The sequence below is a fragment of the Mucilaginibacter sp. CAU 1740 genome, assembly GCF_039839285.1.
In the GTDB taxonomy this organism is placed as follows: domain Bacteria; phylum Bacteroidota; class Bacteroidia; order Sphingobacteriales; family Sphingobacteriaceae; genus Mucilaginibacter.
This window is the reverse complement of the sequence record NZ_JBDOQS010000020.1, coordinates 80,960-99,313: the sequence shown is the minus strand read 5'-3', so window position 1 is coordinate 99,313 and position 18,354 is coordinate 80,960. Positions and strand designations below refer to the sequence as shown.

Below are 18,354 nucleotides of genomic sequence, written 5' to 3'. Positions count from 1 at the left end.
CCTCGTTTACTATAACTGGGAAAGGCCACATCAGGGGATTAATGGTAAAAAGCCCATTGATATGGCTACCCTAAACAACAAAAATAATCCCTAATTCTGTTACCGAATTATCTAACCTTTACAGCAATGACATTTTTAATTACCTATGCAAACTCCCCAACTCATCCCACATTTATTCCGCACCGAATACCGTAAAATAGTTTCGGTACTTGGCAGGCGTTTTGGGTTTGAGCAAATGGAAATTGCCGAAGATATAGCCAGCGATACTTTCCTTACTGCCGCGCAAACATGGGCATACAAAGGTATCCCACCAAACCCTACGGCCTGGCTTTACAACGTGGCAAAAAATAAATCGAAGAACTACCTGCAGCGGAATACCATTTTTGAAACCAAAGTATCTCCCGAAATAAAAAACGAGGATAGCCCGGAAAATTGGGATATCGATTTATCAACCCAAAACATTACCGATAGTCAGTTGCAAATGATGTTTGCCATTTGCCATCCTGCTATTTCGCCCGAATCGCAGATAGGATTGTCATTACGGATCCTGTGTGGTTTTGGTATTGATGAAGTGGCCGAGGCTTTTCTTACGAGTAAGGATACTATCAACAAACGCCTGTTCAGGGCCAAAGAAAAGATCCGCAACGAGAATATAAAAATAGAAATGCCTGGCTCGGCTGAAATGGACAACCGGCTGGAGAATGTGCTTACTACTATTTACCTGTTATTTAGCGAGGGGTATTATTCTGTTAGCCAAAACCAGGTTTTGCGTAAGGAGCTTTGTTTTGAAGCCATGCGCCTGTGCCACATGCTTATTGAAAATGAAAGCACCGATAAACCACAGGTAAATGCCCTGCTGGCGCTGATGTATTTCCATGCCTCGCGCTTTGAAGCCCGCACCGGCCAAAATGGTGAGTTGATATTATATGAAGATCAGGACGTTAACCTGTGGGATATGGACATGGTAGCCAAAGGGGCATGGTATTTAAACAGGGCAACGGGCGGTACTAAATTATCCCGGTATCATTTGGAGGCAAGCATCGCCTACTGGAATACACAAAAAGAAGATACACCGGAAAAGTGGGAAAGTATTCTGCAACTGTATAACCGCCTGCTGCAAATAGCTTACTCGCCGGTAGCGGCACTTAACCGAACCTTCGCGTTGGCTAAAGCGAACGGGCCTGAAGTGGCGATTGTTGAGGCCGAGAAGCTTAACCTTACCGGTAACCAATTCTACTTTACCTTGCTGGGAGAACTTTACACGGGAATAGATAACCAAAAAGCGCTGTTTAATTTTGAGAAAGCTTTGGAGCTGATCAAAACTGATGGGGATGCGCGGTTGGTTGGGGAGAAGATTGATAAGCTTTTTAAAAGCACATAATAGAGATGTCATTGGGCTGAGGGCTTTGAAGGATAGTATGGCAAAGCAGATAAGACTTACGAAGTTTTTAAAACTTCGTAAGTCTGGGCAGAACGGCTTGTATGGGTAGGGATGAGGGATCACGAACTATACAAGGCGAATCTGTGAATCGGGGATTGCTTCGTACCTACCCATGACATAATTGAAAAGCGGGTCATGCTGAGCCTGTCGAAGCATGGTGGGTAGGCCTCTGCGCGCGACTCTTCGACAAACTCAGAGTGACAGTCTCGCCCACAAAATGTCATATATTCCTTTAGAGGCGACCACTTTTGTTACTCGCAATGACGATGTTTATTTTATGGAAGATCTTTATACTTTTTTAAACCCTTTGATCACAATATTGCTCACCATAGCCTTAGCGCCATTTTGGTATTGCATAGCGCCGCTGATGTAAAGGTTTTTGGCAGTGGTTGGCAAAAAGGCCATGGTATCGGCCAGTTTGGTTTGGTCGAGATAAACAACCAGCCTGTCGCCATCAACAATCATTGATACGTGCATTTTGCGGTTGGTGAAAGTTGTAAGGTCGAAATTGCTATTGAGGTATTTGCTTAAATATTCACTATCTACCGATACATCATTATTGTTATAATATTTGAGTGTTACATAAGCACCACCGCTACTAATGTAATCGCGTATGCTGTTATCGGTTACAAAGCCGAATGTAACAGGGTATATATCGCTGATCTTATCGGCCGAGGTAAGGATATCAAACTCAACGGTAAAATGTTTTGGATAAAAGATCTGTCTGCTAAATTTATACGTAGCATGATCGGCCAGGTTAAGCCATTTGCCGCTTTCGGTATTTACTGATACAATAGTTGCCGAGCCATTGGTTTTAACGGCCTTGGTTGAAGCACCTACCGGTACACTTGCAAAATCTTCGGCAAATAGTACGGTATCACCGGGTACAAAATCAAACCCGGTGTTAACAATTGCCCTGTTGCCTTTTGGGGCACTGGTAGATGATGAAGGAGATGTACTTGTTGACGATGTTTTTTTGTCGAAAGCGTCGCTGGCTTTTTGAGCCGCTTTGTCTTTTGCTTTTTGAAATAAACTTCCAAATTGTGCATTAGCATTAAAACCCGTCGTTAATCCTACTGTTGTTAATAAGCTGAATAGTAATGTTTTGCTTTTCATAAATGTAAATAATGCTTAAGTTTCAACTCTTTTAAACACCAAATGCCATAAACTGTTTGTTAATTTTATTAACATTTGTTACATTTTATCAGTCTATCAATACTAATGAGCAATTTTTCTGCTATGGTTAGTCTGATTAACATCTCCCTGCAGATCAGTTTTTTCAATCATGAAACTTAAGTCCATCCAGCGCCTTATCAACTTTTTTACTGTCGCCATAAATGATAATACCAATTAGGTTAAGCGAATCATCTGTATGGCGGGCAATTTCGGCAAGGTTATCTGCTTCGGTTTTGGTATCAAATAATTCGCGGGTGTAAATACCGATGTTCAGTTCCCTGTCTTTAGCGCGATTAAAAGCGCGTTGAATGGCCGCATCAGTATCGGCTTTATAAACCAATACCGGATATTTTATAAATGGCAGATAACTTTTACCCGAAGCTGTGGTAAGCTGAGCGCCATGAGTTTCGGGATGCGCGATAGCTACCGAGCTTGCTAAAAAGGCGGTAACGTTTAGCTTTTGCCAGGTTGCAAGGCTATCATCAATCACTATAGCTATTTTTACTATATTCATTTTTTATTAGGTGATGATAAGTTCCATTTGAATATTGCTCCTTTCGTAAGGCGATGGCCGGCCGGCAACTTTGGTAAAACCCAGTTTACGGTATAAGCTGATAGCCGGTTTTAAAATGGTATTACTTTCCAGGTAAAGTTTGCGTGCACCCTGGGTTTTAGCTTTATCAATTATGGCCTTACCTAATAAGTAGCCTATATTTTTGCCTTGTGCCTTAGGCGATACAGCCATTTTAGCCAATTCAAAATCGTACTCTGGATCTTCCATTTTTACCAGGGCACATACGCCAACGGCTTCACCATTATATAAGGCAACTAAAATGGTACCGCCTTTTTCAATAATATAACTATCGGGGTTATCCAAAGCGCGGAAGTCGGCCTCTTCCATTTTAAAATATTGGGAGATCCATTCTTCGTTTAAATCGCGAAAGTTTTTAGCATAACGTGGTTCGTAAGCTACTATTTGTACCTGGTTGCCTTCGCGGGTTTTCTGGTGTTCCTGTACCCGGCGCAATAATGATTTTTGTTCCAGCAGGTATTCCCACTCATCAAGGGCTTTCCACAGATCATGTGATGCCTGGGCAGATAATTCTTCAACCGCGTTTGTTACATCGGCATATTGCGCCTTTATTTTTATCGATGTCTCAAGGCCTTTTTCAGATAGGCTTACCATATTCCGTCTGCCATCTGTTTTATCTTTTTGCTCACTTACAAAACCATTCTTCACCATTTCGGCTATGATCTTACTTACCGATGGGTGCGAGTGACCGATCTCTTTAGCAATAGCTGTAATGGTTAACTCCTCTCCGTTTTGTAAGGTGTAAAACACAGGGAACCACTTAGGTTGAAAATCTATATCGTACAATTTATATATCTGCGCCGCATCCTCACTTATGGTTTCGGTAAGCATCCGTAAGCGACTGCCTATGGCCATTTTTCCTACTTTATTAAAAAACTCCATTTTGTGTAGTTAATTATGTAATCAGTTACGCAATTATAATGAATCGAATTTTATTATGCAAAATTATTAGTGTAGATGGGGTACGGCAGATCTAAATTTTACAAAATACCAACTACTTTGTATTGTGTACCCTGTTGCAGCGCCGTAAAATTGTACTATAAAAACAACCAAACCACAATGAGAATGCTTCAACTTATAGCCAGGGCTTCAGAGCCTTTTTATCAAATGTTTAGCTTGGGCCGTATAATTTTCGGTAACATAAAAAAGTTATGCACTGGTCGACTTTATCCTCATCAAAATGCAAAACCGGCTTTTGCTTTTTTGCAGGTAAATTGCATAAATTAGATTACCGGGCCATCATCAAATAAACACCACCTACAAAACCTATTGCTAAGTCATGATTTTTAAAATCAAAATATGTTTATCTGTTTGTTGCGCTGTCGCGGGTATCTGCCTAAGTTCAACAGCATTTGGCCAAACTCCGTTTGAAAAGGAACTTAATCAAAAAATGGATGCTTTTTTGGCCCCAATGCCAAGTGCCCCGGCGCAGTTACAGCAAAACACCGCCGAGCTTTATCCAAGCGATGCGCCAGGCGGCATTTTAATACCATCTGGCTTTGGCGGTTATGGTAGCTATGTGTTTGGCGGTATCGGTGCTACCTACCCCGAGGTGTACAGAAATAATAAGGCCGATTTGATAACATCGCTGGGGTTTTGTGTGGGTAATCCGGTAAAGGCGATAAATTTTGCAACAAGTATAAACATGACGGATGTTCACCGGTTTCGTGATTTTTCAGGGAATTTTATCGTAAGCCGAAAGTTGTTTAAGGGCACAAGTATTTCTGCCGGAGCGCTGCAAATGTTTGCCAATTTAAAACAATCTGATGCTTCCGCATCAACCTATTATGTGGCAGTAAGTCATGCCATACAAACTATAGAATCGTTAACACAAGGCTGTTCAAGACTTACTTATACCATTGGGATTGGGAGCGGACGGTTTTATGAAAAAAGCCCGAAGGATATGCAAGCCGGTAGGGGAAAGCATGGTACAGCGGTATTTGGCAGCATTTCGTACGAGTTGATACAGCATGTAAATGTAAATGCCGAGTGGTCGGGCATGAACCTTGGATTTTCGGCGGGGATCAGGCCGTTTAAAGCACCCTTAAGTTTGGCGGTTGGGGTAGCTAACCTAACACGCTATACAAATGATAGGGCCAATATGGTTTTCTCGATAGGGATGCCGCTTTCGCTAAGCCGCAGGTAGGTTTAATAATCAGAGTAATTCATCAAAACATATGATCTATGAACGTAATTTTTCATAGCATGGATAAGTACGTGCCTGATATTTGACAGTATATTTTGATATTTTGAATGTAAATAGTTGTTAATCAGTAAAATATGGTGGGTTGTGCCAGCGAAAACACCAGCGTTCTTTAGGATAATAATAACCAGTGGGTAGTACTGAAATGTGTGATGAAAAGTATTGCCACCGGGTAACAACTTCCTGGCACTTAGTTTACGCCGTCGCGAAGCGTACTGCATTTACAGGGGGGTGTTATAAATATACATTAGTTCCGGATGTAGGGGTACCTCGGGACTTTTGATGATGGGAGCAGGCCTTGTGCCGGATAACCTCTGGCATAAGCCTCTCTTTTTTCTCCTGCTTTAGCCTTGCGTTACAATGCAGGTTTTATTAAATCAGTAATCACAATTAAACCATTAAAATATAAAACCTATGAAAAAAATTATCATAGCAGCATTAGTAGCGGCCGCTACATTGGTAGTAAGTGCCAAACGGGCACAAGCGCAAAACCGCAATAACCAGTCGGACTGGAATGTTCCGCCGCCCGTACCACCGTACATTCCGCCTCTGCCGCCCCCGCCGCCAATGCCACCGCTGCCAATACCGCCAACGTTGCCGCCGCCTATACCACCGCCGCCTTTTAAACCGGTACTGCCGCCTATAATGCCGCCAAAGCTACCTCCTTTGCCACCTACACCGCCGCCACCGGGACCAGGCCCTCATATGCCGCCGCCAACGCACATGCCACCACCAACGCATATGCCTCCGCCTACTCACATGCCGCCACCCACACATATGCCACCGCCAACGCATATGCCTCCGCCTACTCACATGCCGCCACCCACACATATGCCACCGCCAACGCATATGCCTCCGCCTACTCACATGCCGCCACCCACACATATGCCACCGCCAACGCATATGCCAAGCCGTTAATTGTTATGTTTTTGTTTTAATCAGATACATTAAAAATGAAAGTAAAACGCATCAGCATAGTATCAGCCATAATGATTTTATGCACGTGTTTGGCCGGTACTGCCAAAGCGCAGGGGGCCTTTAAACAGGGCGATGAGTATAGCAAAACTACATATATTCATGCATCGGGTGTTTTGCAGCGGGGTAGCCAGCAATACAATATCAATACGGCATCGTCAATATCTAAAACGTATAGGGTAACCGGTACAACAAGTGATGGCGTTATTTTAACGGTAACAACAACAAGGATTACAGATACTGTAGATGCCTTTGGTAAAAAACTCACCTATGATTCGGGTAAGTTGGTTGATACCGGTTCATATATCCAGGTGGCACTTCAAAGTTTGGTTGGAAAAGTAGTTACGCTAAGCATTAACAAAAACGGGATAATAACCGATGTGAACGACCCTGACGGAAAATTTGCTACCGATACGCTGATGGCATTTGCAGGCTTTAACCAGGATAAGTTTGTTGCCGGTAAACGTTTAGATCTTTTTGCCGATTACCAATCGCCTAAAAAAAGCGGAGAAAGCTGGGTAAGCAATTCATCGGTTGATGATGAAAAGATCAGCACCACGTACACCGTGGGCATAGCCGACGAGCCGGAGAAATATACTAACCTTTTGATAACAAGCACCACAACCGCAGGCGATCAAAACAGTAATACCAACGGTGTGCTGATTGTGGATAATTGGGGAGTAATAATTCGCGGAGCAATGAAAACCGCGACGGTAAGTTATAAACTGATCAATAACGCCCCTTATGCTTTTAGCCGGCTTACCGAAGTATTGGAAAGCTGCAAAAAAATAAACTAAAACGCGGGTTACGGTCCGCAAAGATAAAGCTGTTCCTGACGTAGGGGTACCTCAGGACGTTTGATGATGGAAGAGCAGGCCTAACCGGGTTACCGGTACAGGCCTCTCTTTTTTAATGCATTTTCATTCTTTTTGCCGGGGCCGGGTGCAGGTAATTGTTATCTTCCAGCCAGTCGGCCATGCGTTGCGGCCATGAGCTTATGGTTTTTAATTTGGATCGATAACCCATATTAAAACCATGGTCGCCCTGGGTGTATAAGTGTAGTTCTACTGGTATTTTTGCTTCGCGATAACGTTCTAATAGTTTTACTACCGATGGCGAACAACAAACATCATCATTAGCGGCCAGCAGAAATACAGGTGGCGCGTCGGCCGGTAATTTATCAGGAATATACAACGGACCAGGATAGATCTGGATAAGGAAGTTGGGTCTTGCGTTTAACCTATCCACCGGGTCGGCAGCTTTTTGATCGCCTTTGTCCTCGCCGTAGGCAACCATATCCACCACTTCGCCACCTGCCGAAAAGCCCATCATGCCTATCCTATTGGTATCTAAACCATAGCGTGTGGCCATGTTCCGCACCAGCCGCATAGCCCGGTAACCATCCTGTTTGGCATGAACATCTATTTTATACGGCGATGCCGAATCGCGCCCTAAACGGTATTTCAATACAAAAACAGTAACGCCTAAATTGTTGAGGTATTTGGCCGGGTCAACACCTTCGGCAGTATATACCAATAACCTGTGCCCTCCGCCTGGGCATATCACTACGGCCGCGCCATTCGCTTTATCCTTCGGTGGTGTAAAAACCGTAAGCGATGGATTGTGGATATTTTTAACCCAGTAATCTTTGGCCTGTTCCGGCTCGTTGCGGCGGTTCTCAAACCCCGGCGCGCCGTTTTGCCAAAGCGGGATCAAGGTATCCTGCGCCAGGCTGCCCATCGGCAATAGCAGAATACTTAAACATAAGTACAATAATTGTTTGAGCTGCATCATTGGTTTTATAGGTTAATAAAGGCGGTTGATAGCTTGAATGTAAAATTATCCCGGTTAGTTGTTACCGCTAAACTTTTACCTAATTTAATGGTTAATTTTGATATTATGCAGCGATGCAGAGCCGGGGTTAAATGCTTCGGTGAAATCAAATAAATCAGAGCAATCAATAAAAATATCATGGCAAATTTTCAGGAAATAATAGCTTCAGAGATACCGGTGCTGGTAGATTTTTCGGCCGAGTGGTGCGGGCCTTGTAAAATGATGCCGCCCATATTGCACGATGTAAAAACCGCCCTCGGCGATAAAGTAAAGATCATCAAAATAGATATCGATAAAAACCCCGCAGCGGCAAGTGCCTATCGCATACAAAGCGTACCTACCTTAATGATATTTCAGAAAGGTGAAAGTAAATGGCGTCAGAGTGGAGTGGTACAGGCAAGGCAATTGCAGCAGGTGGTTGAGCAGTTTATATAAGATTTTAATAAATGATTTAAGGAGCCTCGGATTTTATCCGGGGCTTTTTTTGTTGGTAGGGGTGTGTAACAAGCAGTCGTTAATTGAACGCATGCATTTACTCACCCCGACATCGCTGCGCTCGTCACCCCTCTCTACGCTGCGCGTAAAGAGGGGGATTTTAGGTTACTTTTTTTTCCTACCCTCTTTGCGGCTTGCCGGAGAGAGGGTGGTCCAGCGAAGCGTAGACCGGGTGAGTCGATTATCCGCCCTGCTTCACCTCCCTCAAAAACAATTTTCAAATTATCTGTAAGGTTTGATCCTCAGCCCCGACAAAGGGGTAAAATCAAACAAATAGTTAATCATGAAAAAAGTATTCAGTTTTATTTTGGTAAGTGCGCTGGCCATTACAGCAGCATCGGCGCAAAGCCAGTCAGATACACGTAAAAAACAATTCAACTTAGATAAATCGGGACTGGCCATTGAAGGTTATGATCCGGTAGCTTACTTCACCCAGCAAAAAGCCGTTGAGGGTAAAAAAGAGATCACACTTACCAACGAAGGTGTAACCTATCACTTTGCTACTACACAGGATAGGGATCTATTCAAAGCCAATCCATCCAAATACGAACCGCAATACGGCGGCTGGTGTGCCTACGCCATGGGTGCTAACGGCGAAAAGGTAGAAATAGATCCGGCGACCTTCAAACTTCTCGACGGAAAACTTTACCTCTTCTATAACAAGTATTTCAACAACACCAAAAAGAAATGGGATAAGGAAGAGGCTAACCTGAAAACCAAAGCCGATGCCAACTGGGCAAAATTTGTTCGCTAATCAACCTCCAATCAAACTAAAAACCACACAATATGAAACGCTTATTAATTATCGCGGCGCTTGCCTTTGTAACAGTTATCCAGGCTAAAGCCCAATCATCAGAAATATTTGCACCCGGTGGCAAGGCCATTAAAGGATATGATCCGGTAGCCTTTTTCAAAGAATCGAAACCGGTAAAAGGCTCCGAAAAATTCGAATACAAATGGAAAGATGCCAACTGGTATTTCGCCAGTGCCGAAAACCTCGAAGCTTTTAAAGCCGAGCCTGAAAAATATGCACCTCAATATGGCGGCTATTGCGCCTACGGAACAGCACAAGGCCATAAAGCGCCAACTGAAACCGCTACCTGGACGGTGTTGAACGATAAGCTATACTTTAACTACAGCAGCAAAGTGAAGGAAGCCTGGGTTAAAGACCAAACCAACCTGATCAAGCAGGCCGATGAGAAATGGCCGGAGGTTAAAGGGCAGAAGTAAATCATTTTTCAAATATCCCCTCTCGAGAGGGGGAGCGAGAGGCAAGTGCGGGAGCAGGGGTGTGTTATAAGAGCGATAAACTTTATGCGGATAAAACACACCCCTCCACCCCTCTCAAGAGGGGAATCGCACTTCCCGCGCTTTTGAAAATAAAAACCACCACCACATGAACACAACAAATCAATCCACCATACTCATCACCGCCGGCCCCACCCGCGAGGCTATCGATCCTGTACGTTTTATCAGTAACCATTCGTCAGGAAAAATGGGTTATGCTATTGCTTCGGCGTTTTTAAATAAAGGTTTTAGGGTGATACTAGTTTCGGGGCCGGTAAATATTAGCCTGGAACATCCAAGCCTCACAGTGATCCCGGTTAACTCGGCCGATGAAATGTATGCTGCTTGCCTGCAATATTTTCCAACCGTACAAATAGCGGTTTTTGCTGCTGCCGTGGCCGATTATAAACCCGCGCAGATCCTCAGCCAAAAAATGAAAAAATCGGCGCATGAGTTTAGCCTGCAAATGGTTAAAAACGTAGATATAGCCGCCGAATTTGGCAAGGTAAAAATGCCCGGCCAGGTTTCGATAGGTTTCGCCCTCGAAACAAACGACGAAGAGCAAAACGCCCTCAAAAAACTTTACACCAAAAACCTCGACCTGATAGTGCTGAACTCGGTACAGGACGAGGGAGCAACTTTTGGTTACGATACCAACAAGATCACCCTCATTAACCGCGACTTCATTTTCCAGGCCTTCCCGCTTAAAAGCAAAACCGAAGTAGCCGAAGATATTGTTACGGCCGCTTTTAAAGTGAGCCGGAAACAGGTTGAAACCATGCTGCTGTAAATCACACCATACTCAACAATCACCAATCATGACATACACACAATTCAATATATTGGTTTGGGCACTGCGCCTTATAGCAGCCATTATTATGCTGCAAACCCTGTTTTTCAAGTTCACTGCCGCGCCCGAGTCGGTTTACATTTTTACTAAACTGGGTATGGAACCCTGGGGTAGGATAGGTATTGGCAGCATGGAACTGGTTGCTGCTGTCCTTATCATTATTCCGCGCACTACCGGTATTGGCGCTTTAATAGCCGTGGGTTTAATGGCCGGTGCTATGTTTTTCCATCTTACTAAACTGGGTATTGTGGTTCAGGGCGATGGCGGTCAGCTTTTTATCCTTGCTGCCGTTGTGTTTACCAGCTCGGCCATACTGCTTTACATTTTTAGGAAAGAGGTGCTGAACCTTGTCCCTTTCCTGCATTCATCAAATTAAAAACCACCACAAACAACATATATCATGCAATTAAAAGAACCGATCTCCAACCTGTTGGAGCAACTACAATATGTTATCGACGAATTGAATCCCGGCCAATACACCGAGCCTGTTAAGCTGTTATCGCAATCAAGCATAGGCCAGCATACCCGCCATATCCTCGAGTTTTTTGTTGAACTGAACAAAGGCTACGAAAGCGGAATGGTTGATTACGATAAACGGATCCGCAACAAAGCTATCGAGGCTGATAAGGATTTCGCCATAGGCACCATCAACCAGATCAAAAACTCGATAGAAAAACCCGATAAAGAACTGCTGCTGCAAGCTGAATATGGCGAAGGTGCAGATCATCAAACACAGGTGTTTTCAAATTATTACCGCGAACTGGTTTATAACCTGGAGCATACGGTACACCACATGGCCTTGATCCGCATAGGGGTAAACGCCATATCACAGGTTATTATTCCTGATGAATTTGGTGTTGCCGCATCAACACTTAAGTACCGTAACTCATGTGCACAGTAACTTATCTCCCCACAAAAAACGGTTTTCAACTCACCTCAAACCGGGATGAAAATGTTAACCGTGGCCAGGCAGTTGCGCCGCACTTTTATGAAGGTGATAACCATACGCTGCTGTACCCGGAGGATGCCGACAAACATGGAAGTTGGATTGCCGCCAAAAATAATGGCGACGTAGTGGTATTGCTGAACGGTGCTTTTGTAAAACACACTGCCATGCCGCCTTATAAAACAAGTCGGGGTTTGGTATTGATGGAGATTATTAACGCGGGTGATCCTTTCTCTGCTTATAAAAACAGCGATTTAGAAGGGGTTGAACCTTTTACCCTGGTGCTGCATACTTTCGGGATATTGTACGAATGCCGTTGGGATGGGGAGCAGAAGCACATCAAATTACTGAATAAAAGTGAAGCCTACATCTGGTCGTCAGCGACATTGTATAACGAAAAAGCTGCCGCCAAAAGACTTAAATGGTTTAACGATTGGAAAGCTGCTGAACCGGAAAATCCCCCTGGCGATATTATGCACTTTCACCACCATGCCGGTGAAGGCGATGCCGAAGATGCCCTGGTAATAAACCGCGGCGGCAAAATGAAAACGGTGAGCATTACCAATATTAACGTAAACCCGCAAAACCTTACCATGACTTATCATGATCTGCGTGATGGTAAGCAACATGTAAATAACCTGCGGATAGTACGCGATGCGGACGATAGCACCCCGGTTGCTTTGCCCCGTTTTTGGAAATTGAGAACATTCCTCATCAGGCTGTTTAACTGGGAATATTGGTCGATGAATGTTTTTTACTCGCCCATTATGTTTTATTGGTTTTGGCTGAGTTTTAAAGCCCGTTCGTTTTTCTTTTTCAATGCGGCTAATCCGATGATTGAAAACGGAGGTTTTACATTGGAGAGTAAGGCCAGGATTTATGATCTTATCCCTCAAAAATATTATCCTGAAACTATATCCTTTAAAGCAGGAATAGATTTTCAGCAAATCTTATTAGCTATAATGGATAGGAATTTTAATTACCCCATGATTGCCAAGCCGGATATCGGCGGCAAGGGTGTGCAGGTTAAATTGGTACGTAACCAAGCCGAACTGCGGGAATATGCAAAACAGATCAAAGTTGATTTCCTTGTACAACAATATATTGACTACAAAAACGAGGTAGGCATATTTTACTATCGCCTGCCGGGCGAGGCTAAAGGCAGGGTAACCGGTATAGTAGGCAAAGAGTTTTTAGCAATAAGGGGAGATGGTAAAAGTACCATGCTGCAATTGATTGACAGGGAACCCCGCTACCTGCTGCAACTCCCTGCGCTGATAAATGTGTATGGCGACAATCTGAAACAGGTTTTGCCTTTAGGCGAAGTTAAAACGCTGGTGCCTTACGGTAACCATGCCCGTGGCGCAAAGTTTATTGATCTGAGTTATATGATAACCCCGCAGCTTACCGATACCATAGATCACATTTGCCAACAAGTGCCTGATTTTTATTTCGGTCGCTTGGATGTTATGTATAACAACTGGGATGAGCTAAGCCGAGGCGAGAATATCTCCATCATTGAGCTTAACGGCGCAGGCAGCGAGCCCACACATATTTACGATTCCAATCATTCCATCTTTTGGGCCTGGCGCGAGGTGATCAGGCATTGGAAACTCCTTTATCGCGTAAGCAAATTAAACAAGCAACAAAAAGGCATCAGTTACATGACTTACCACGAGGGCGTGGCGATGCTTAAAAACAATACCGAATATTTTAAACTGGTATCATGACCCTATCGAAACACTTGAAACTATTTTGGGTAGCCTTCAGCATTAGTTTTGTTGGGGCGCTACCCATTGGTACGTTAAATACTAATGTAGCCAACTTCGCGCTCAATGGCAATTTTGCCGGTGCAGCCTGGTTTGGCTTAGCCGCTATTTTAGTTGAGGTGGTTATTGTACGCATAGCCCTGGTAGTGGTTGATCAATTAGTGCGCCTGAAAAAGTTTTTTAAAATATTAAGTATTGCTTTTTGCGTTGCGATACTGGCGTTGGCTTATAAAGCCCTCGAAGCCGCTTTCCATATGCGCAGTTTTCAGGATGTATTGCCTTTTGTAGGGATGAACCCTTTTTATTCGGGATTGTTGTTAAGCCTTTTAAATCCATTACACTTACCCTTTTGGATGGGCTGGACGGCGGTATTAAAAAGCCGTGGCGTGCTTAACAGCGAAACCCGGGCTTACAACAATTTCATCATCGCCATAGGTACCGGCACATTGCTCTCATTTATTATTTACGGCGTGGCCGGTAATTATTTAATGAATGTGCTTAAGGCTCAACATAATCTCATTAACTGGATTTTAGGTTTAACCCTGTTATTAACCGGCTTGGTGCAGGCCTATAAGCTTATAGCAGCACAGATACTTATCAATAAAAATCAAATGAAAAAATCAGCTCAAATATTATTGGTGTTGTTGGTTACGGCAAGCATAGCGTTTGTTGCATGCACACCCAAATTTAAACCGAAGTTAAACTCGCAACAGGGTATCAATTTTAAAACCCTTTCCCTTGCCGATGCGCAGGCTTTGGCCAAGGCAGAAAATAAGCCGCTGTTTGTTTTTGCCCATGCTTCGTGGTGCCCAACCTGTAAGCAAATGGAGCAGGAAGTATTGATTAAAAAAGAATTGGGTGATGCTTATAATCTTAATGTGGTAAATGTGGCAATCGATATTGATAGTCCGGATGGCAAAAAGCTGCAGGCTGTTTATCCTATCAGGGCAACACCTACGTTGTTCTTTTTTAAGGCAGATAGCAAGCTGGTGAGGAAACTGGAAGGGTTTAATAAGGCGGAGGTTTTGTTGGCTGAAGAAGGGGAGTTGAAGAAGTAGTAATAAAAAAACGTCATTGCGAGTAAGTAAAGCTAAGGCATCTGAAGGAGATATGACATTTATGGGCGGGGCCTGTCACTCTGAGCTTGTCGAAGAGTCGCGCGCAGAGGCCCTGCCCACCATGCTTCGACAGGCTCAGCATGACACCCATTTTAAACTTGTCATGGGTAGGTACGAAGCAATCCCCAACTTACAGAGAAACCTGCACGGCGGCCCTGCTAATCGGGGATTGCTTCGTACCTCGCAATGACGAGGTGGGGAAAGGATTGCGGTTAATTACTTAGGCAATCCACCTAAAAAGTTCAATATATCCTGGCCAATCTCTTTGGCATGGGTTTCCAGAGCGAAGTGACCGGTGTTATAAAACTTCACTGTGGCGTTAGGGTTATCGCGTTTGTAACCTTCGGCGCCGGCTGGCAAAAAGAATGGGTCTTTGTTCCCCCAAACGGCTAACAGTTTTGGTATGCGCTCTCTGAAGTAAGCCTGAAATTTAGGGTACAGTGCTACATTAGTACGATAATCATACATTAAATCCAATTGGATCTCTACGTTGCCCGGACGATCAAGGGTTTGCTGATCGAGTTGGTAAGCTTCAGGGGCTATCAGCGAGGGGTCAGAAACACCTTCAAAATATTGGAATTTAGTCATTTTTTCTTTTACGAAATCCCTTAAGGCGTCGCGGTTTTCCTGTGTTGGAGTTTCCCAATATTTTTGGATCGGGTTCCAGCCGGTGCTCAGGCCTTCTTCGTAAGCGTTACCGTTTTGCGAAACTATGCCGGTAATTTTTTCGGGGTTAGCCAAAGCTAAACGTAAACCGGTTGGCGCGCCGTAGTCAAAAATGTAAATGGCAAAGCGTTTTAAACCAAGTTCATCGATAAATGATTGCATGGTTGCGGCCAGGTTATCAAAAGTATATTTAAACTGGGTATGATCTGGAGATTCGGTATTGCCAAAGCCGGGAAGATCAGGAGCCAGCACATGGTATTTTTCGCTTAGTATAGGGATCAGGTTCCTGAACATGTGCGATGATGTTGGGTAACCGTGTAGTAATAATATGGTAGGGGCATCTTTAGGACCGGCCTCGCGATAAAAAACGTTTAAGCCATTGGCTTTGATGTTGCGGAAGTGAACTTGAGTTTCCATGATATGATTGTTTGAGTTTGTTTGTTGGGCTACCGCGCCGCCTGTTGTGGCTAAGGCGATAACTGTATTGATGATCAAATGTTTCGCTTTCATTATTTTGTTTTGATGACTCAAAATTAATGTTGATATTTGATTATTAAAAACGATTAATAGTGATAATTAAAATCATTAATTGTGATTTATGAATACCAACGATCTCAAAATATTTGAAGCGGTAGCCGCCAACGGAAGTTTCACCAAAGCGGCAGAGGCCATGTTTACCGTACAATCAAACGTTACAGCGCGCATCAAAAACCTGGAAGAAGAATTTGGAGCCGATCTGTTTAACCGTACATCTCGCAAGGTTACCTTAACCAGTGCGGGCGAAACACTGATGCAGTACAGTAAACAGATTGATCATTTAATGCAGGAAGCCAAAAAGGATATCAAAAAGTTTGGCTCGGTAAGTGGCAGCCTTAAAATAGGCTGTATTGAAACTACCATGGCTTTTAAGGTGCCTGACATCCTTACCCGTTTTACAGATGCCTATCCGGACGTCGACCTGGAATTTAGATCGCTCATGCGAACCGAATTAATTAATGATGTGATCAACTACAAACTCGACGCGGCTTTTGTATCAGCGCCCATTAATTCGCCCGAGTTAGAGCAACTGCATATTAAGGAAGAGCAATTAGTTATCCTATCGCCACAGCAGGGTCCGGAGTTAAAAGAATTGCTTGCAGCCAAGCCACTCAAAATTATAGTGTTTGATCAGGGCTGTGTATTTCGCGCGCGGTTGGAAGCCTGGCTTAATGCCAAGGGGATCATCCAGTATAAAAGCATCGTAGTAAACTCGCTCGAAGCGATCATCAACTTTGTGGAGGCCGGTTTAGGGATCAGCATCCTCCCCGCCGAGTTGATAACACATTACTACGCCAATCGCAAAGTAAAAACCCATACGCTTAATAAAGAGTTGGGGACTATGACAACGGTACTCATCTACCGCAAAAATATCCCGCAAACTAAGGCTTTGAAAGCTTTTGTGGAGATGTATTGAGGGCGATGCAGGACTTTAGAATCAGGAGGCAAGAAAAATACGCTTTGTTTTAAAGAGCTGGATAGGCCATGAGCGGAAGAGGCGAAAGAGAAGTCCGGCGGATAAGACTTACGAAGTTTTTAAAACTTCGTAAGTCTGGATTTACAATGCTTCTTCTTTATTCACCCAATGTAGGGTTATTCACAACACCTGTAAACAATATTAACCCGGTTTTCATTTCTCTTATGGCAAAAATGAATGGCTTATTGTAAACGTTGGTAGGGGCAGGCGCTGAAACGATAATGCCAACTTCAGTTACCGCGGCAGCCTCTGTTCCATCTTCATTAACATCAATGTAAGCCTTGTGCTTAACTTCGCCTATTTTCAAACCTCCACCAGTATTAATGCGCGAAAAATCGGCCTGATCACTGAACGCTACACCCATCCCCATTGAGGTTAAGATGCCTTTTAATTCAACATCGTAACTGAATTTAAATTTTGGTAAGGTGATTTGCGATTTGGTGGCGGTGAGCTTGCTCATCAGCATATCCCATTTAGTTTGATCGAGAGTGTTGATGTAGCCTTTTAGGTCGGTATCGGGCATAACCAATACCATGCTGTATTTATCGTTGCTATATGGCAGTTCCACAACGTTAGTCCCATTATCATAAGCGGTTTTCATATCTACCGATCTGTTGGTCATAAAATCGGCTTGCACAGTGCTGTTATCTGCCAGGCGAAACGGCGCTTTATAGGTTTGTTTGGTTTCGAAACGCGTTTTCCAGGCGCTTTTAAAATAAATGGCGTTAATTAAAAATAGCCTGGCCCCATCGGGCATCTGGTCCAGTATCTTCGGGATCTTATTATTGGTTTGCTGGCTCACCCAATTGTTAATGGTACTCAGTGATGCGGCCTTATCATTAAAATCAAGCGCCTGTACCTCGGCATTATAAAAATCGGTATTGGTTTTCAAAAACGCCGGTAGTAGCGTAAAGCTGTTAGCATACCAGATAGAATTAGCGATTTTTATACTTGTATTAGGATCAAGCTGCGGCAGGTTAGTGATCAGGTTATGGTGATAAGTGTTTACCTCGTCTTCAGTAAAACCATCAAACTCCATAGTTTTGCTGATATCGGTAAGGGTTTGCCCGGCAGCGCCATTGCTGGTCATGCCTATCGCGAAACTCACACTTAAAGGAGAAACAATTAAGTTTTGATTGTTGCTGATGAGGTTGGAGTTTTCTTTAAACAATTTTAAAGTAAAGGCATTCCCGGGGCCAATCTGCCGTTGCTCAGTTGCGGTAAGCACAAGGTCTTTACCCTTATCTTTATTGTCGGGATTAGTATTATTATTACTGCCTTTTTTACAAGCTGTTATGGCCGTAAGGCAAAGAAGAAATAAGGTGAGTTTACGCTTCATGATTGTTAGGTTTACAATAGTCATTACGGTGCCTGAAACACTTACGCTACAGTTAGTTAAAAATAAATGCTCGATTTTAAATCATAACAATTTTTTAACCCCAGGCTATTTGTTTACTACGTAGTTTAGCGTTACTTAACATCCTATTTTT

At 43.6% G+C, this 18,354-nt stretch carries 19 protein-coding genes; 13 read left to right on the top strand and 6 right to left on the bottom strand.

All coding sequences use genetic code 11. The annotated features are described in order from the left end of the window. Nucleotides 1-145: 145 nt before the first annotated feature. The gene (locus AAFN85_RS30675) at nt 146-1,381 is read left to right on the top strand and encodes a sigma-70 family RNA polymerase sigma factor (RefSeq protein ID WP_347531782.1); all 1,236 of its coding nucleotides are present in this window, start codon (nt 146-148) and stop codon (nt 1,379-1,381) included. A 348-nt stretch (nt 1,382-1,729) separates the two neighbouring features. Here the strand turns inward: AAFN85_RS30675 and AAFN85_RS30670 are convergent, their stop codons facing one another. The 3 genes from AAFN85_RS30670 to AAFN85_RS30660 all read right to left on the bottom strand — a co-directional run bounded on the left by AAFN85_RS30670 (nt 1,730) and on the right by AAFN85_RS30660 (nt 4,091). Continuing rightward, nucleotides 1,730-2,557: a hypothetical protein gene (locus tag AAFN85_RS30670; protein ID WP_347531781.1), complete on the bottom strand. Its 828-nt coding sequence runs from the start codon at nt 2,555-2,557 to the stop codon at nt 1,730-1,732. Nucleotides 2,558-2,720: 163 nt separating this feature from the next. Next, nucleotides 2,721-3,131, bottom strand: a complete 411-nt coding sequence (locus AAFN85_RS30665) for a DUF2000 domain-containing protein (protein WP_347531780.1) — start codon at nt 3,129-3,131, stop codon at nt 2,721-2,723. Between the two features lie 6 nt (nt 3,132-3,137). After that, the gene (locus AAFN85_RS30660; protein ID WP_347531779.1) at nt 3,138-4,091 is read right to left on the bottom strand and encodes a GNAT family N-acetyltransferase; all 954 of its coding nucleotides are present in this window, start codon (nt 4,089-4,091) and stop codon (nt 3,138-3,140) included. A 397-nt stretch (nt 4,092-4,488) separates the two neighbouring features. Between AAFN85_RS30660 and AAFN85_RS30655 the strand changes: the two genes are divergently transcribed. The 3 genes from AAFN85_RS30655 to AAFN85_RS30645 all read left to right on the top strand — a co-directional run bounded on the left by AAFN85_RS30655 (nt 4,489) and on the right by AAFN85_RS30645 (nt 7,184). Then, nucleotides 4,489-5,355 (top strand): hypothetical protein, encoded by an 867-nt coding sequence (locus AAFN85_RS30655; protein ID WP_347531778.1) that lies wholly within the window; start codon nt 4,489-4,491, stop codon nt 5,353-5,355. Nucleotides 5,356-5,826: 471 nt separating this feature from the next. Then, nucleotides 5,827-6,330 (top strand): hypothetical protein, encoded by a 504-nt coding sequence (locus AAFN85_RS30650; RefSeq protein ID WP_347531777.1) that lies wholly within the window; start codon nt 5,827-5,829, stop codon nt 6,328-6,330. A 35-nt stretch (nt 6,331-6,365) separates the two neighbouring features. Continuing rightward, complete coding sequence (locus tag AAFN85_RS30645) at nt 6,366-7,184, top strand: hypothetical protein (protein ID WP_347531776.1); 819 nt, start codon at nt 6,366-6,368, stop codon at nt 7,182-7,184. Nucleotides 7,185-7,296: 112 nt separating this feature from the next. Here AAFN85_RS30645 and AAFN85_RS30640 read toward each other — a convergent pair whose 3' ends face one another. Then, complete coding sequence (locus tag AAFN85_RS30640) at nt 7,297-8,181, bottom strand: alpha/beta hydrolase (RefSeq protein ID WP_347531775.1); 885 nt, start codon at nt 8,179-8,181, stop codon at nt 7,297-7,299. A gap of 177 nt (nt 8,182-8,358) precedes the next feature. Here AAFN85_RS30640 and trxA point away from each other — a divergent pair, with 177 nt between their 5' ends. The 8 genes from trxA to AAFN85_RS30600 all read left to right on the top strand — a co-directional run bounded on the left by trxA (nt 8,359) and on the right by AAFN85_RS30600 (nt 14,625). After that, the gene (gene trxA, locus AAFN85_RS30635) at nt 8,359-8,655 is read left to right on the top strand and encodes a thioredoxin (RefSeq protein WP_347531774.1); all 297 of its coding nucleotides are present in this window, start codon (nt 8,359-8,361) and stop codon (nt 8,653-8,655) included. A 343-nt stretch (nt 8,656-8,998) separates the two neighbouring features. Further along, nucleotides 8,999-9,469, top strand: a complete 471-nt coding sequence (locus AAFN85_RS30630) for a YHS domain-containing (seleno)protein (protein WP_347531773.1) — start codon at nt 8,999-9,001, stop codon at nt 9,467-9,469. 32 nt (nt 9,470-9,501) lie between these two features. Next, a complete protein-coding gene (locus AAFN85_RS30625) occupies nt 9,502-9,945 on the top strand; it encodes a YHS domain-containing (seleno)protein (RefSeq protein ID WP_347531772.1) in 444 nt (147 codons plus the stop codon). 166 nt (nt 9,946-10,111) lie between these two features. Next, nucleotides 10,112-10,792 (top strand): phosphopantothenoylcysteine decarboxylase, encoded by a 681-nt coding sequence (locus AAFN85_RS30620; RefSeq protein ID WP_347531771.1) that lies wholly within the window; start codon nt 10,112-10,114, stop codon nt 10,790-10,792. A 28-nt stretch (nt 10,793-10,820) separates the two neighbouring features. Next, nucleotides 10,821-11,228 carry a DoxX family protein gene (locus AAFN85_RS30615; RefSeq protein ID WP_347531770.1) on the top strand — a complete coding sequence of 136 codons (408 nt, stop codon included), beginning with the start codon at nt 10,821-10,823 and terminating at the stop codon, nt 11,226-11,228. Nucleotides 11,229-11,252: 24 nt separating this feature from the next. Next, nucleotides 11,253-11,753 carry a hypothetical protein gene (locus AAFN85_RS30610; RefSeq protein ID WP_347531769.1) on the top strand — a complete coding sequence of 167 codons (501 nt, stop codon included), beginning with the start codon at nt 11,253-11,255 and terminating at the stop codon, nt 11,751-11,753. After that, nucleotides 11,741-13,528, top strand: coding sequence for an NRDE family protein (locus tag AAFN85_RS30605; protein WP_347531768.1), 1,788 nt, complete (start codon nt 11,741-11,743; stop codon nt 13,526-13,528). Before AAFN85_RS30610 ends, AAFN85_RS30605 begins: the two co-directional genes overlap by 13 nt. Then, entirely contained in the window at nt 13,525-14,625 is a 1,101-nt protein-coding gene (locus AAFN85_RS30600) for a LysE family transporter (RefSeq protein WP_347531767.1), read from the top strand. Before AAFN85_RS30605 ends, AAFN85_RS30600 begins: the two co-directional genes overlap by 4 nt. A gap of 276 nt (nt 14,626-14,901) precedes the next feature. Here AAFN85_RS30600 and AAFN85_RS30595 read toward each other — a convergent pair whose 3' ends face one another. After that, complete coding sequence (locus AAFN85_RS30595) at nt 14,902-15,861, bottom strand: alpha/beta hydrolase (RefSeq protein WP_347531766.1); 960 nt, start codon at nt 15,859-15,861, stop codon at nt 14,902-14,904. An 88-nt stretch (nt 15,862-15,949) separates the two neighbouring features. Between AAFN85_RS30595 and AAFN85_RS30590 the strand changes: the two genes are divergently transcribed. After that, nucleotides 15,950-16,804, top strand: coding sequence for a LysR family transcriptional regulator (locus AAFN85_RS30590; protein ID WP_347531765.1), 855 nt, complete (start codon nt 15,950-15,952; stop codon nt 16,802-16,804). A 157-nt stretch (nt 16,805-16,961) separates the two neighbouring features. On the opposite strand, the gene AAFN85_RS30585 is transcribed toward AAFN85_RS30590, so the two are convergent. Continuing rightward, nucleotides 16,962-18,203 (bottom strand): serpin family protein, encoded by a 1,242-nt coding sequence (locus tag AAFN85_RS30585; RefSeq protein ID WP_347531764.1) that lies wholly within the window; start codon nt 18,201-18,203, stop codon nt 16,962-16,964. Between the last annotated feature and the right edge of the window lie 151 nt (nt 18,204-18,354).

Bases quoted from the DNA above. Each gene is read 5' to 3' on its own strand.
- AAFN85_RS30620 (WP_347531771.1), top strand. From the start codon at position 10,112: ATGAACACAACAAATCAATCCACCATACTCATCACCGCCGGCCCCACC.
- AAFN85_RS30585 (WP_347531764.1), bottom strand. From the start codon at position 18,203: ATGAAGCGTAAACTCACCTTATTTCTTCTTTGCCTTACGGCCATAACA.
- AAFN85_RS30595 (WP_347531766.1), bottom strand. From the start codon at position 15,861: ATGAAAGCGAAACATTTGATCATCAATACAGTTATCGCCTTAGCCACA.
- AAFN85_RS30655 (WP_347531778.1), top strand. From the start codon at position 4,489: ATGATTTTTAAAATCAAAATATGTTTATCTGTTTGTTGCGCTGTCGCG.
- AAFN85_RS30645 (WP_347531776.1), top strand. From the start codon at position 6,366: ATGAAAGTAAAACGCATCAGCATAGTATCAGCCATAATGATTTTATGC.
- AAFN85_RS30675 (WP_347531782.1), top strand. From the start codon at position 146: ATGCAAACTCCCCAACTCATCCCACATTTATTCCGCACCGAATACCGT.
- AAFN85_RS30630 (WP_347531773.1), top strand. From the start codon at position 8,999: ATGAAAAAAGTATTCAGTTTTATTTTGGTAAGTGCGCTGGCCATTACA.
- AAFN85_RS30625 (WP_347531772.1), top strand. From the start codon at position 9,502: ATGAAACGCTTATTAATTATCGCGGCGCTTGCCTTTGTAACAGTTATC.
- AAFN85_RS30665 (WP_347531780.1), bottom strand. From the start codon at position 3,131: ATGAATATAGTAAAAATAGCTATAGTGATTGATGATAGCCTTGCAACC.
- trxA (WP_347531774.1), top strand. From the start codon at position 8,359: ATGGCAAATTTTCAGGAAATAATAGCTTCAGAGATACCGGTGCTGGTA.
- AAFN85_RS30590 (WP_347531765.1), top strand. From the start codon at position 15,950: ATGAATACCAACGATCTCAAAATATTTGAAGCGGTAGCCGCCAACGGA.
- AAFN85_RS30670 (WP_347531781.1), bottom strand. From the start codon at position 2,557: ATGAAAAGCAAAACATTACTATTCAGCTTATTAACAACAGTAGGATTA.
- AAFN85_RS30640 (WP_347531775.1), bottom strand. From the start codon at position 8,181: ATGATGCAGCTCAAACAATTATTGTACTTATGTTTAAGTATTCTGCTA.
- AAFN85_RS30615 (WP_347531770.1), top strand. From the start codon at position 10,821: ATGACATACACACAATTCAATATATTGGTTTGGGCACTGCGCCTTATA.
- AAFN85_RS30650 (WP_347531777.1), top strand. From the start codon at position 5,827: ATGAAAAAAATTATCATAGCAGCATTAGTAGCGGCCGCTACATTGGTA.
- AAFN85_RS30600 (WP_347531767.1), top strand. From the start codon at position 13,525: ATGACCCTATCGAAACACTTGAAACTATTTTGGGTAGCCTTCAGCATT.
- AAFN85_RS30605 (WP_347531768.1), top strand. From the start codon at position 11,741: ATGTGCACAGTAACTTATCTCCCCACAAAAAACGGTTTTCAACTCACC.
- AAFN85_RS30660 (WP_347531779.1), bottom strand. From the start codon at position 4,091: ATGGAGTTTTTTAATAAAGTAGGAAAAATGGCCATAGGCAGTCGCTTA.
- AAFN85_RS30610 (WP_347531769.1), top strand. From the start codon at position 11,253: ATGCAATTAAAAGAACCGATCTCCAACCTGTTGGAGCAACTACAATAT.